Source organism: Micromonospora sp. NPDC051006, assembly GCF_044456245.1.
Lineage (GTDB): Bacteria > Actinomycetota > Actinomycetes > Mycobacteriales > Micromonosporaceae > Micromonospora.
In genome coordinates, this window is sequence record NZ_JBITFP010000001.1 from 325,540 (window position 1) to 338,460 (window position 12,921).

The window sequence follows — 12,921 nt, forward strand, 5'->3', positions numbered from 1 at the left end:
GGCTGCCCCGTCCGCTCGTCCAACCGTCGGCCGCGGTGCGGCCGGCCGGTGCTCAGCGCCCGCCCACCCGGGTCTCCACCCGGCGCAGCGCGGTCGTGTAGTCGTCGTTGCCCGAGTGCATCGCCGCGGCGATCCGCAGGTGCCGCAGGGCGTCGGTGTGCCGGTTCAACCGCTCCAACGTCCGGCCCAGCACGTGGTGGGCGTAGTGGTCGCTGGGGTCACGGTCGACCAGCGCGCGCAACTGCTCCTCGGCCCGGTTGAGCTGGGCCGACAGGAAGTACGCCCGGGCCAGCAGCTGCCGTACCGCGGCGTTGTCCGGCTCGGCCTCGACGATCGGCTCGAGCAGCCGGGCCGCTCCGGTCGGGTCTCCGGTTTCGAAGAACATGGTCGCCCGCCGGTACTCGGCCAGAAGATCCATTCGACCCACCCCCTCGTATCGCGCCGTCACTTCCCCGACGCTGACACAACACCGCCCGGATGGCGACTGTTCCCCGGGCGGATCCCGCCGGACGTGCGGGTCCCTAGGCGCGCCGGGCGGCGGAGAGATCCCAGGCCCGGACGCCGCCGATGATCCCGGCGGTGTTCGGCACCACCACCACGTCGTCACCCATCCGGGTCAGCTGCTCCGGACGGATCAGCCGGGAATTTCCCCCACCGAGGTAGAGCCGGTCCCACCGAAACACCGGGCGGAGTCCGTCCACCACCCCGCGGACCCGCCTGGACCAGAACGCGTCGCCCAGCCGGCGGCGTTCCGGCTCGCCGACGTACGTGTCGTAGGTCATCCCCCAACGCACCGGCGCCTGCGAGAGCTCCAGGTGCGGCGCGAGGATCCCGCCGTCGAAGAGCGCGCAGCCCAGCCCGGTGCCGAGGGTGAGCACCAGCTCCAGCCCGGTGCCCGCCACCACCCCGGCGCCGTGCACCTCGGCGTCGTTGAGGGCCAGCACCGGCACCCCGAACGCCTCCGCGAGCGCGGTCCGCACGTCCCAGCCGGACCACTCGGCCAGCAGGTCGGGGTCGACCCGGGTACGCGGCCCGGCCCGGGTGACGTAGTGCGGCGTGGCCACCACCACGCCGTGCCGGAGCATGCCGGGCAGCCCGACGGTCACCCGGTCCGCGGCGGGAAGCCGGGCGCCCAGGTCCAGCAGGGTCTTGACGAAGAGCGCCGGCGGCAGCGGGTACGGCGTGGGCACCCGCAGCGGCCGCGTCCGCATCGTGCCCGCCCCGTCGAGGACGGAGGCCTTGATGCCGCCTCCGCCGCAGTCGATCGCCAGTGTGGTCACCACCCCGCCGAGTCTGCCCGGTGCCGCCCGGCGATGTGCACCGGGCCGGATAGGCTCGCCTCCTCATGAGCGCCACGATGATCGTCAAGGACCTGGCCGCCGGGCACGGCGACCGCCCGCTCTTCACCGGGTTGGACCTGGTGGTCGCGCCCGGGGACGTGGTCGGCCTGGTCGGGCCGAACGGGGCTGGGAAGTCGACGCTGCTGCGTACCCTCGCCGGGCTGCTGCCGGTCGAGGCCGGCAGCGTCACCCTCAGCCCGCCCACTGCGAGCGTCGGGCACCTGCCGCAGGAGCCGGAGCGGCGACCGGGCGAGACGGTACGCGGCTTCCTGGCCCGGCGCACCGGGGTGACCGGCGCGCAGGCCGCCCTCGACGCCGCCACCGAGGCGCTCACCGCCGGCGCGGCCGGCGCCGACGACGGGTACGCCGACGCGCTGGAGCGCTGGCTCGCCCTCGGCGGCGCGGACCTGGACGAACGGGCCGAACAGGTCGCCGCGGAACTGGGGCTCACCGTCGACCTGGACCAGGAGATGACCGGCCTCTCCGGTGGCCAGGCGGCCCGGGCCGGGCTGGCCTCGCTGCTGCTCAGCCGCTACGACGTCTTCCTGCTCGACGAGCCCACCAACGACCTCGACCTGGCCGGTCTGGAGCGGTTGGAGGAGTTCGTGACCGGGCTGCGCGCCGGCACGGTGCTGGTCAGCCACGACCGGGAGTTCCTCACCCGGACGGTGACCCGGGTCCTGGAGCTGGACCTGGCGCAGCAGCAGATCCGGCACTACGGCGGCGGCTACGCGGCCTACCTGGAGGAGCGCGAGGTGGCCCGCCGGCACGCGCGGGCCGACTTCGAGGAGTACGCCGACACCCGGGCGGCGCTGGAGGCGCGGGCCCGGACCCAGCGCTCCTGGATGGAGAAGGGCGTCAAGAACGCCCGGCGCAAGGCCACCGACAACGACAAGATCGGCCGCAAGTTCCGCTCCGAGGCGAGCGAGAAGCAGGCGGCGAAGGCGAAGCAGACCGAGCGGCTGATCGAGCGTCTGGAGGTGGTCGAGGAGCCCCGCAAGGAGTGGGAGCTGCGGATGGAGATCGCCGCCGCGCCCCGCGCCGGCGCCGTCGTGGCCGCGCTGCGCGACGCGGTGGTACGCCGGGGAGCGTTCACCCTCGGGCCGGTGAACCTCCAGATCGACTGGGCGGACCGGGTGGCGGTCACCGGGGCGAACGGGTCCGGCAAGTCCACCCTGCTGGCCGCCCTGCTCGGCCGGCTGCCGCTGGACACCGGGCACGCCGCGCTCGGCCCCGGGGTGGTCGTCGGCGAGGTGGACCAGGCCCGTGGGCTCTTCCTCGGCGACGCGCCGCTGATCGACGCGTTCCGAGTCGCCGTACCGGAGCTGTCGCCGGCGGACGCGCGGACCCTGCTGGCCAAGTTCGGCCTGCGGGCCGGGCACGTGCTGCGGCCGGCCGCGACCCTCTCCCCCGGCGAGCGGACCCGGGCGGCCCTGGCGCTGCTGCAGGGGCGCGGGGTGAACCTGCTGGTGCTCGATGAGCCGACCAACCACCTGGATCTGCCCGCCATCGAACAGCTGGAGTCGGCGCTGGCCAGCTACCCCGGCACCCTGCTGTTGATCACCCACGACCGGCGGATGCTGGACGCGGTGGCGACCAACCGGCGGCTGCGGGTCGACGCCGGACGGATCGCCGAAGACTGATCCGTGCCGATGGCGCGCCACGGGGTGAGAATGACCCCATGCTCAAGTGGGAGTACGCGCTGCTGATCCGCCGGCGGCAGGCGGCGACGAACGACCTCGGCTGGGAGGTCGTCTTCGTCTGGTACGGCCCGGACGGCTCGATGGTCGACGTCACCCCGTACGGGGACACCGCGCTGGCCCACCTGAACCGGGCCGGCGACCAGGGCTGGGAGTTGGTCGCGATGAGCGAGGACCCGTCCCTGCCCGGCAACCACGAACTTCACCGCTATCACCTGAAGCGACCCAAACCGGCCGCCCCGCCGCCCCGGCAGCGGATGCGGGCCGGCGGCCGACCGCGCCGGACCATCACCGGCTGACCGGCTGCGCCGCGTCGATGCCTCACCGGCTCGGCGCCGGGGTGTGCTGGTGAGCGTGATACCTCAGAGGCATATTGATGCCGCAGAGGTATCACGCTGATCGGGGCTACCGCACGCCTGACCCCGCGCGCCGCCCGACCGCGCGGGGCCGTCGAATGTCCCTCCAGAGCAGGGCATATGCGGCGGGGATGCGGGTAACGGGCGGCGGGAGGTGACCAATGGTCGCGTTGGCACAGACCCCGCCGTCGGCGGACCGGCTGCGGGCGGTGGACGGGTTCCTCGCCGAGGCGTGGGCTGATCAGACCGGCCACGACGACCGGCTGCGCGGCCTCGCCGTCGAGGTGCGCTTCGACCGCGGCGTCGCGCACGTGACCGGCGAGGTGGCCGACCCGGCAGAGCTGCGGCTGGTCCGGGATCAGATCGGCCGGCTGGCCGGAGTGCTCGGCGTCTGGTGCCGGGTGCGGGTCGCCGGGCGGGATCCGGTGGTGGTGGATCTCGGCTGCGGGCCGAGCAAGCAGTGGCCGGGGAACCTGGGTCTGGACATCTTCCCCGCGACCGGGGTGGACGCGGTCGCCGACCTCTCCCGGTCGCTACCGCTGGCCGACGACGCGGTCGACGTGTTCTTCACGGTGCACATCCTGGAGCACCTTATCGACTTCCTGCCGCTGCTGGACGAGTGCCACCGGGTGCTCCGCCCGGGCGGCGTGCTGCACGTGATGAGCCCCTGGTGGGGGCACGTGAACGCGGTGGCCGACCCGACCCACGTCCGGCTGCTCGACGTGCAGACCTTCAAGGGCATCTGCCTGCAGCGTCCGCCCGGCACGCCGCGCTGGTATCCGCTGCACGCCGGCTGTGACGGCGCCTCGATCTTCGCCGACCTCACCCCGGTCCCACCGGACGCCGCCCCACCCACCGCGTCGCACCTGGCCCGCTTCTTCGACTGAGCCGCGGCTCGACCCAACTCGCAGTCAGCGCGGGTGGGTGGATTCGCGCGGGGTCAGCCGGTAGGGGGCGGAGAGTTCGCGGGCCGGGGCGGAGGGGTCGCCGTCGAGGCGGTTGGCCAGCAGCTCGACCGCGAGCCGGGCGATCTGCTCCTTGTCCGGGGCGATGGTGGTCAGCGTCGGCACCGAGAAGCGGCCGTCCTCGATGTCGTCGAAGCCGGCCACGGCGACGTCGTCGGGCACCCGCAGGCCGGCCTCGTGCAGCGCCCGCAGCGCGCCCAACGCGAGGGTGTCGTTGAAACAGAAGACCGCGTCGGGGCGTACCCCCGAGGTGAGCAGGTGGCGCATGGCCGCCGCGCCGTCGGCGCGGTGCCAGGCCGGCGCGGGCGCGATCAGCGCCTCGTCGTAGTCGAGGCCGGCCGCCTCGAGCGCGGCGGCGTAGCCGGTGAGCCGGAGCCGCGCGCTGGCCCCCTCCGGGGTGCGCTGTGACCCGATGGCGGCGATCCGGCGCCGGCCGAGGCCGATCAGGTGGTGGGTGATCTCGCGGGCAGCGGCCACGTTGTCGATCACGACGTGGTCGGCGGGACCGTGGTCGACCCGTTCGCCGAGCAGCACCATCGGGGTGCCGTCCAGGTTGGCCAGGTCGTCCGCGGTCAGCGCCAGCGGACTGAAGATCAACCCGTCGATCAGGTGGTCGGTGATCCCGGACGCGACCACCCGCTCCTGCTCGCGGCCACCGCCGGTCTGGTCTATCAGCACCGTCCAGCCGAGCTCGGCGGCGGCGTTGACCACGTGCCGGGCCAGTTCGGCGAAGTACGGGATGTCCAGCTCCGGCACGGCCAGGGCGATCACGCCGGTGCGGCCCTTGCGCAGGTTGCGCGCGGAGAGGTTCGGCCGGTAGTTGAGGGCGGTGATCGCCTCCTCGACCCGGGCCCGGGTGTCCGGCCGGACGTGCACGTAACCGTTCACCACGTTGGAGACCGTCTTCACCGACACGCCGGCCCGCTCCGCGACGTCCTTGAGCCTGTGTCGCACTTCCGCAACCTCCCCGATGTAACCACCGGCACTCTACCGCGTAACTCGCTCTTTACAACGTTGCCTACAACGTTGTAGAAAGCAGGGAACCGGGTGTGCGGTGACCGTGGTCACCGGACACCAGAAATGACGAAAGGTGACATCCGGTGCGGACCGCACAGCTGACGATCGACCCGGCATTCGCAATCGGGCCGGCCGACCGGCGACTCTTCGGCTCCTTCGTCGAGCACATGGGCCGCTGCGTCTACGGGGGCATCTACGAGCCGGGCCACCCGGAGGCGGATGCCCTCGGGCTCCGACGTGACGTGCTGGAGCTGACCCGGGAGCTGGGCGTCTCCGTCGTCCGCTACCCCGGCGGCAACTTCGTCTCCGGCTACCGCTGGGAGGACGGCGTCGGCCCGGTCGGTGACCGACCCCGCCGGCTCGACCTGGCCTGGAAGACCGTCGAGACCAACGCGTTCGGCCTGCACGAGTTCATGACCTGGGCGAACGAGGCCGGGGTCGAGCCGATGATGGCGGTCAACCTGGGCACCCGGGGCGTGCAGGAGGCGCTGGACCTGCTGGAGTACAGCAACCACCCGGGCGGGACGCACCTCTCCGACCAGCGCCGCAAGAACGGCGCCGAGGATCCGTTCGGGGTGCGGCTCTGGTGCCTCGGCAACGAGCTGGACGGCCCCTGGCAGGTCGGGCACAAGACCGCCGACGAGTACGGCCGGCTGGCCGCCGAGGCGGCCCGGGCGATGAAGATGAGCGACCCGTCGATCAGCCTGGTCGCCTGCGGCAGCTCCAACCGGCGGATGCCCACCTTCGCCTCCTGGGAGGCGACCGTGCTCGAGCACACCTACGAGCACGTCGACTACATCTCCGCGCACACCTACTACGACCCCTCCGACGGCGACCGGGCCAGCCTGCTCGCCTCCGCCGTCGACATGGACAACTTCATCACCGAGGTGGTCGCCACCGCCGACCACGTGGCGGCGAAGCAGCGGCACCGCCGCAAGCTGAAGATCTCCTTCGACGAGTGGAACGTCTGGTACGAGGCCCGCCTCCAGGCCGACCTGGACCGGCGCGGCTGGGTCGAGGCGCCGGCCCTGATCGAGGACGACTTCACCGCGGTCGACGCGGTGGTCGTCGGCGACCTGCTGATCACCCTGCTCCGGCACGCCGACCGGGTCGGTGTGGCCGCCCAGGCGCAGCTGGCGAACGTGATCGCCCCCATCCGGACCCGCAACGGCGGGCCGGCCTGGCGGCAGAGCATCTTCCACCCGTTCGCGCTGACCGCCCGGTACGCCCGTGGGACGGTGCTGCGCACCGAGCCGGTCTCGCCCCGCTACGAGACGAAGAAGTACGGCGACGTCCCGGTACTGGACACCGTGGCCGTGCACGACGAGGAGACCGGCGAGCTGACGGTCTTCGCGGTCAACCGAAGTGAGACGGACCTGGAGCTGCAGCTCGACTTGCGCGGCGTTTCAGGACTATCCGGTCAATGCCACCTGACCCTCGCTGCCGGGGACGACCCGTCGGCGACCAACACCGAGGCCGAACCGGACAAGGTGACGCCTCGGGAACTGAACACCCCCACCCTCGACGCCGGCCGGTGCTCGGTGCGCCTGCCGGCCGTCTCCTGGAACGTGCTGCGCTTCGGAAACCGGCCCTGACCAGGCAAACTTTTCCCGTCCCCCCAAGGAGAGATACGGCATGATCCAGAACGAAATGAGCCGGCGGCGCCTGCTCGGGCTCGGCGTCGGGCTCGGCGCGGCGGCGACCCTGACCCTGGCCGGCTGCGGCGGCGGCGACGACTCCGGCGGCCCGGCGGCGGCCGGCAACGGCGGTAAGGACTACACCGGTCCGAAGGTGGACCTCAAGCTGTGGAACGGCTTCACCGGCGGCGACGGCGAGATCTTCAAGACGCTGGTGAACCAGTTCAACACCGAGCACCAGAACATCGCGGTGTCGGTCGCCACCTACCAGTGGGAGGACTACTACAACAAGCTCCCCGGTGCGGCCTCCAGCGGCAACGGGCCGGACGTCGCGGTCATGCACATGGACCAGCTCGCCACCTTCGCCGCCCGTGGCGTGATCACCGAGCTGGACGACGTGGCCAAGACCCTCGAGCTGACCGAGGCGGACTTCGCCCCCACGGTCTGGCAGGGCGGTCTCTACAACAACAAGCGGTACGGCATTCCGCTGGACATGCACCCGCTGGGCTTCTACTACAACAAGTCGGTGATGCAGAAGGCCGGGCTGGACCCGAACAAGCCGCCGACCACCCGCGACGACTTCACCGCCGCGCTCACGGAGCTGAAGAAGTCCGGCGTGCAGGGCTACTGGGTCAGCCCGTTCCAGTTCACCGGCGGCATGAGCTTCTACTCGCTGGTCTACCAGTTCGGCGGCAGCCTCTTCGACGCCGAAGTCAACAAGGCCACCTTCAACGCCGACCCGGCCGTGGAGGCGTGCACCTGGATGGTCGACATGATCAAGCAGGGGCACTCGCCGTCCAACGTCGGCCAGGACGCCGAGTACCTGGCGCTGAAGAGCGGCAAGAACGCCTTCACCTTCAACGGCATCTGGCAGATCAACGACCTGAAGAAGAGCCCGGACGTCCAGTGGGGCGTGGCGCCCCTGCCGCAGATCGGCAGCAAGCCGGCGGCCTGGGCCAACTCGCACAACTTCACCATCGTGAAGCAGCGGGCCAACAACGCCAACAAGGTCTCGGCGTCGAAGGTCTTCATCAACTGGCTCAGCCAGCACTCCCTGGACTGGGCCAAGGGCGGCCAGGTGCCGGCCCGCAAGACCGTCCGGGACAGCGCCGAGTTCAAGGCGCTGACCGAGGTCGGCGCGCTCGCCCCCGAGCTGGAGTACGCGGCCTTCCCGCCGGCAACCCCGGGCCTGGGTGAGGTCCTCACCACCTTCTACAACTCGTTCAACGAGGCCGTGCTGGGCAAGAAGTCGCCCAAGCAGGCGCTCGACGACGGTGTGGCCAAGGCGAACAAGCAGCTCGAGGACAACCGCAAGAAGTACGGGAGCTGATTCCTTGTGGCGGACGTGATCGAGGTCGGGGCGGCGCGCGGTGACGCGCCGCCCCCGGCGGCCAGTGCTGCCCGCCGGGGCGCCAAGTCGGCGAACCGGGTCGGTCGGGCGACGCCGTATCTCTTCCTCACCCCGTACCTGGTGCTGTTCGCGGTGTTCGGCCTGCTGCCGATCCTGCTCGGCCTCTGGCTCAGCGTGCACCAGTGGGACTTCCAGCTGCCCAACCGGCCGTTCGTCGGGCTGGACAACTACAAGGAACTCTTCTCCAGCGACTCGGCTGTCTACGGCGACTGGTGGCAGAGCGTCCGGGCCACGGCGATCTTCACCGTCTTCGCGGTGCCGCTGCTGGTGGTCGTCCCGCTGGGGCTGGCGCTGCTGCTGAACCGTTCGTTCCCGGGCCGGACCTTCTTCCGGGCGGTCTACTTCGCGCCGTACGTGCTCGGCGTGGCGGTGATCGGCCTGCTCTGGCGGTTCCTGCTCGACGCGAACCTGGGCCTGGTCAACCGGGTGCTCGGCGTACTCGGCCTACCGGCCGACACCCCCTGGGTGACGGACGTGCCGTGGGCCTGGATCTCCCTGGTCGGGGTCACCGTCTGGTGGACGTCCGGCTTCAACGCGGTGATCTACCTGGCCGGTCTTCAGGACATCCCGGCGGAGCTCTACGAGGCGGCGAAGGTCGACGGCGCGAGCACCTGGGAACGGTTCCGCCACGTCACGCTCCCCGGGCTGCGTCCGGTGCTGCTCTTCGTGATCACCACGACGGTGCTCGCCTCGGCGAACGTATTCGGCCAGTCGTTCCTGATCACCCAGGGCGCTCCCGGCACCGAGACCCGCACCGTGGTCTGGTTCATCGTCGAGGAGGGCCTGCGGGACAACGACGCCGGCCGGTCCGCGGCGATGAGCATCGTGTTCGCGCTGATGCTGGCCGTGGTGAGCCTCGCCAACTTCCGCCTCTTCCGCTACCGGGAAGACTGAGGGGACCGCCATGACGACGCCTACGCGCAACGCCCGCGGCGCGGCGAGCACCCTGCGCCGGACCGCGCTCTACGCCATCCTGGTGGCGCTCACGCTGGTCTTCCTGATGCCGCTGGTGTGGATGCTCATCACCTCGCTGAAGACCTACGACGGCGCCCAGCAGATCCCGCCGAGCTGGCTGCCCGACCCGCTCTCCGGGTACGGCTACCAGCAGATCCTGACCAACTCCGCCAACCCGGTGCTGCGCTGGTTCCTGAACAGCATGGTGGCGGCGACGCTGCACTCGCTGCTGGTGCTGGTGACCGCGTCGATGGCCGCGTACGCCCTGGCCCGGATGCGGTTCCGGGGTCGCGGGGTGAGCTTCGCGTTGATCGTCGGGACGCTCTTCATCCCGCCGACCTCGCTGATCATCCCGAACTTCCTCATCGTCGACTCGCTGAACTGGATCGACACCCTCGCCGTGGTCGTGGTGCCCGGCGCGGCCAGCGCGTTCGGGGTGTTCTTCCTGCGGCAGTTCTTCATCTCCCTGCCCAGGGAGCTGGAGGAGGCCGCGGTGCTGGACGGGGCGAACCAGTGGCAGATCTTCTACAAGGTGGTGCTGCCGCTCTCCAAGCCCGCGCTGGCCACCCTGGCGGTGCTCTCGTTCCTGACCAACTGGAACGACTTCCTCTGGCCGATCTTCGTGCTGTTCAGCCCGGAGAAGCTGACCCTGCCGCCGGGTCTGGGCCTGCTGCAGGGCTCCTACGTGACCGACTACCCGGTGATCATGGCGGGGGCGGTGCTGGCCAGCGTGCCGGTGCTGATCCTCTTCGTGCTCGCGCAACGGCACATCATCCAGGGCGTCTCCCGCAGCGGCCTGAAGGGATGACGGCCGGATCACTCCGGCGAGGTGGTGCGGCGGCGGTTCTCGCCGCCGCACTGCTCGTCGGGGGCTGCGGCAGCGGCGACGAACCCACACCCACGAGTACGGGGAGTGACCCGAGCATGTTCACCAACCCGGTCATCCGGACCGACGCCCCCGACCCGCAGGCGATCGAGGTCGGCGACACCTGGTACCTGTTCCACACCAACGCCGACGGCCGGAACGTGCCGGTGCACACCTCGGCCGACCTGGTCGACTGGACGCCGGCCGGTGACGCCCTGCCGGCGCTGCCCGAGTGGGCGGACCCCGGGAAGACCTGGGCCCCGGAGGCGATCCAGCTCGGGCCGGAGCAGTTCGTGCTCTACTACACCGTCGCCGGTCGGGAGTCGGGGCGGCAGTGCGTCGGGCGGGCGGTCGCGACGGCACCGCAGGGCCCGTACCGCGACGACTCGGCCGGCCCGCTGATCTGCCAGGCCGAGTTGGGCGGGTCGATCGACGCCAGCCCGTACCGGGACACCGACGGCAGCCTCTGGCTGCTGTGGAAGAACGACGGCAACGCCATCGGGGTGGACACCTGGATCTTCTCCCAGCGCCTCTCGGACGACGGGCTGAGCCTGGTCGGTGAGCCGACGAAGCTGCTGAAGCAGACCGAGCCGTGGGAGGGCACCCTGATCGAGGGGCCGTTCTTCCACCGCCAGGACGGGACGCTCTACCTCTTCTTCGCCGCTAACGCCTACGACAAGGCCGAGTACGCCGAGGGCTACGCGGTCTGCGAGTCGCCCACCGGCCCGTGCGTGAAGGCCCCGGAGAACCCGATCCTGACCGGCAACGAGGCGGCGTCCGGCCCGGGGCACGCGTCGATGGTGGTCAAGGCCGGCCGGACCTGGCTGCTCTACCACGCCTGGCCGCCCGGCCAGGAGGGCAGCACCGACCCCGGCCGGCAGACCTGGCTCGACGAGGTGATCTGGCAGAACGGCAAGCCCGTGGTCAAGGGCCCCACCGCCACCCCTCAACCCCGCCCCTGACCCCCACCTGCCACCTGCCCCCGGTGAGCATGAGATTTGCGGCGGATCTGGAGATCGGCAGCGTCGCAGACCTCATGATCACCGGGGGGTGGTGGGGACGCGGGGGTCAGCTGGCCGGGTTGGGGTCGCGGGGCTGGGGGACGGCCTCGCGGGTGGCGAGGCGGTTGCGGCGGTAGCCGTAGCCGAAGTAGATCACCGCGCCGAGCAGCATCCAGGCACCGAACCGCAGCCAGGTCTCCACCGACAGGTTCATCATCAGGTAGAGGCAGGCCAGCGCGGAGACGATCGGCAGCACCGGCGAGAGCGGCACCCGGAACGGCCGGTCCAGCTCGGGGCGGGTCCGGCGCAGGATCGGCACCGCGACCGAGACCAGCACGAACGCGCAGAGCGCGCCGATGCTCACCAGGTCGGCCAGCGCGGAGAGCGGAAGCAGCCCGGCGAGCAGCGCGACCCCGACCGTCATGATCGCCGAGATCCGGTACGGGGTGCCCCAGCGCGGGTGCACCTTGGCGATCGACGGCGGAATCAACCCGTCCCGGGCGATGGCGAAGCCGATCCGCCCCATGGCCACCAGGTCGACCAGGATGACGCTGGTCAGGCCGGCGACCGCGGCGATCGAGACCAGGACCGCCGCCCACCCGGCGCCGACCGCCTCGAAGGCCGACGCGATCGGGGCGGCCCTGTCGATGTCGGTGTACCGCACCATGCCGACCAGCACCAGCGAGACGCCGATGTAGAGCACGGTCGAGATGAGCAGCGTCCCGAGCAGTCCCAGCGGTAGATCGCGGCGCGGCTTCCTGGTCTCCTCGCCGAGGTTGGCCACCGCCTCGAAGCCGGTGTACGCGAAGAAGACCACCGCGGCCGCGCTGAGCACCCCGACGAATCCGAAGACCGAGGGTTCCAGGCCGAAGATGGCCTGGGTGAGCGGCTGCCGGATGCCGTCCTCGCCGCCGGAGGCCGGCTCGGCCGGCGGAATGAACGGGGTCAGGTTGGCGGCCTTGACGAAGAACAGCCCGGCGACCACCACGAAGACGCAGATGGCGACCTTCACCAGCACCAGCAGGTTGGTGATCCGGGCGGACTCCCGGATGCCGACGATGCCGACCACGCCGAGGACCAGCACGATGGCGACCGCCCCGAGGTTGACCACGCTGCCGTCCTCGGCGAACCACCTGGCGGGGAGGTCGAACAGCTCGGCCAGGTAGCCGGACCACCCGCGGGCCACCACCGCCGCGCCGAGGGCGAACTCCAGCAGCAGATCCCAGCCGATGATCCAGGCGACGATCTCGCCCATCGTCGCGTACGCGTAGGTGTAGGCGCTGCCGGCCGTCGGCACGCTGGAGGCCAGCTCGGCGTAGCAGAGCGCGGCGAGCAGGGCGACCACCCCGGCAATGGCGAAGGAGATCACCACGCCTGGGCCGGCGCTGTCCCGGGCCTCGATCCCGGTCAGCGTGAAGATCCCGGTGCCGATCACGATGCCGATGCCGAACCCGGTCAGGTCGAGCGCGCCGAGCCGTCTCTTCAGGCCGGGGCGGCCGTCGGAGCCGTCCGCCTCGCTCTGCGCGAGCACATCCCTGATCGGCTTGGTACGCAGCACGGACACCGCGCTCACCCCTCCCCACCGTGCGACCACCACCGCCGGCGGCCGGTGACCCGCGTTGCTACCCAGTACGCCTCGGCGCCAACCGCCAGTTTCTGCGCCAACCGGTCACCG

General features: G+C 71.3%; 11 protein-coding genes and 1 pseudogene. 8 read left to right on the forward strand and 4 right to left on the reverse strand.

The window, feature by feature from the left end; genetic code table 11:
• Nucleotides 1-52: 52 nt before the first annotated feature.
• Nucleotides 53-418, reverse strand: a complete 366-nt coding sequence (locus ACIBBA_RS01535; RefSeq protein WP_350875633.1) for a tetratricopeptide repeat protein — start codon at nt 416-418, stop codon at nt 53-55.
• A 103-nt stretch (nt 419-521) separates the two neighbouring features.
• Nucleotides 522-1,283, reverse strand: coding sequence for an ROK family protein (locus ACIBBA_RS01540; protein WP_357056318.1), 762 nt, complete (start codon nt 1,281-1,283; stop codon nt 522-524).
• Between the two features lie 62 nt (nt 1,284-1,345).
• On the opposite strand from ACIBBA_RS01540, the gene ACIBBA_RS01545 reads away from it, so the two are divergent.
• The 3 genes and pseudogenes from ACIBBA_RS01545 to ACIBBA_RS01555 all read left to right on the forward strand — a co-directional run bounded on the left by ACIBBA_RS01545 (nt 1,346) and on the right by ACIBBA_RS01555 (nt 4,283).
• A complete protein-coding gene (locus ACIBBA_RS01545) occupies nt 1,346-2,983 on the forward strand; it encodes an ABC-F family ATP-binding cassette domain-containing protein (RefSeq protein WP_350875637.1) in 1,638 nt (545 codons plus the stop codon).
• Nucleotides 2,984-3,021: 38 nt separating this feature from the next.
• A pseudogene (locus ACIBBA_RS01550) lies at nt 3,022-3,267 on the forward strand (hypothetical protein); the annotation flags it as partial.
• Between the two features lie 290 nt (nt 3,268-3,557).
• The gene (locus ACIBBA_RS01555) at nt 3,558-4,283 is read left to right on the forward strand and encodes a methyltransferase domain-containing protein (RefSeq protein WP_350875639.1); all 726 of its coding nucleotides are present in this window, start codon (nt 3,558-3,560) and stop codon (nt 4,281-4,283) included.
• A 24-nt stretch (nt 4,284-4,307) separates the two neighbouring features.
• On the opposite strand, the gene ACIBBA_RS01560 is transcribed toward ACIBBA_RS01555, so the two are convergent.
• Complete coding sequence (locus ACIBBA_RS01560; protein ID WP_396692716.1) at nt 4,308-5,315, reverse strand: LacI family DNA-binding transcriptional regulator; 1,008 nt, start codon at nt 5,313-5,315, stop codon at nt 4,308-4,310.
• Between the two features lie 146 nt (nt 5,316-5,461).
• Between ACIBBA_RS01560 and ACIBBA_RS01565 the strand changes: the two genes are divergently transcribed.
• The 5 genes from ACIBBA_RS01565 to ACIBBA_RS01585 all read left to right on the forward strand — a co-directional run bounded on the left by ACIBBA_RS01565 (nt 5,462) and on the right by ACIBBA_RS01585 (nt 11,207).
• Nucleotides 5,462-6,973, forward strand: a complete 1,512-nt coding sequence (locus tag ACIBBA_RS01565) for an alpha-N-arabinofuranosidase (RefSeq protein WP_396692718.1) — start codon at nt 5,462-5,464, stop codon at nt 6,971-6,973.
• Nucleotides 6,974-7,013: 40 nt separating this feature from the next.
• The gene (locus ACIBBA_RS01570) at nt 7,014-8,345 is read left to right on the forward strand and encodes an ABC transporter substrate-binding protein (RefSeq protein ID WP_396692720.1); all 1,332 of its coding nucleotides are present in this window, start codon (nt 7,014-7,016) and stop codon (nt 8,343-8,345) included.
• Between the two features lie 6 nt (nt 8,346-8,351).
• Nucleotides 8,352-9,320: a carbohydrate ABC transporter permease gene (locus ACIBBA_RS01575; RefSeq protein WP_396692722.1), complete on the forward strand. Its 969-nt coding sequence runs from the start codon at nt 8,352-8,354 to the stop codon at nt 9,318-9,320.
• A 10-nt stretch (nt 9,321-9,330) separates the two neighbouring features.
• Nucleotides 9,331-10,188 (forward strand): carbohydrate ABC transporter permease, encoded by an 858-nt coding sequence (locus ACIBBA_RS01580; RefSeq protein WP_396692724.1) that lies wholly within the window; start codon nt 9,331-9,333, stop codon nt 10,186-10,188.
• Between the two features lie 116 nt (nt 10,189-10,304).
• On the forward strand, nt 10,305-11,207 hold the full coding sequence (locus ACIBBA_RS01585; RefSeq protein ID WP_396692726.1) for a glycoside hydrolase family 43 protein: 903 nt from the start codon (nt 10,305-10,307) through the stop codon (nt 11,205-11,207).
• Between the two features lie 106 nt (nt 11,208-11,313).
• Here ACIBBA_RS01585 and ACIBBA_RS01590 read toward each other — a convergent pair whose 3' ends face one another.
• On the reverse strand, nt 11,314-12,810 hold the full coding sequence (locus ACIBBA_RS01590; RefSeq protein ID WP_396693406.1) for an amino acid permease: 1,497 nt from the start codon (nt 12,808-12,810) through the stop codon (nt 11,314-11,316).
• Between the last annotated feature and the right edge of the window lie 111 nt (nt 12,811-12,921).

Excerpts from the sequence above, each read along its gene's own strand:
- ACIBBA_RS01535 (WP_350875633.1), bottom strand. The coding sequence starts at position 418 with ATGGATCTTCTGGCCGAGTACCGGCGGGCGACCATGTTCTTCGAAACC.
- ACIBBA_RS01545 (WP_350875637.1), top strand. The coding sequence starts at position 1,346 with ATGAGCGCCACGATGATCGTCAAGGACCTGGCCGCCGGGCACGGCGAC.
- ACIBBA_RS01555 (WP_350875639.1), top strand. The coding sequence starts at position 3,558 with ATGGTCGCGTTGGCACAGACCCCGCCGTCGGCGGACCGGCTGCGGGCG.
- ACIBBA_RS01570 (WP_396692720.1), top strand. The coding sequence starts at position 7,014 with ATGATCCAGAACGAAATGAGCCGGCGGCGCCTGCTCGGGCTCGGCGTC.
- ACIBBA_RS01580 (WP_396692724.1), top strand. The coding sequence starts at position 9,331 with ATGACGACGCCTACGCGCAACGCCCGCGGCGCGGCGAGCACCCTGCGC.
- ACIBBA_RS01585 (WP_396692726.1), top strand. The coding sequence starts at position 10,305 with ATGTTCACCAACCCGGTCATCCGGACCGACGCCCCCGACCCGCAGGCG.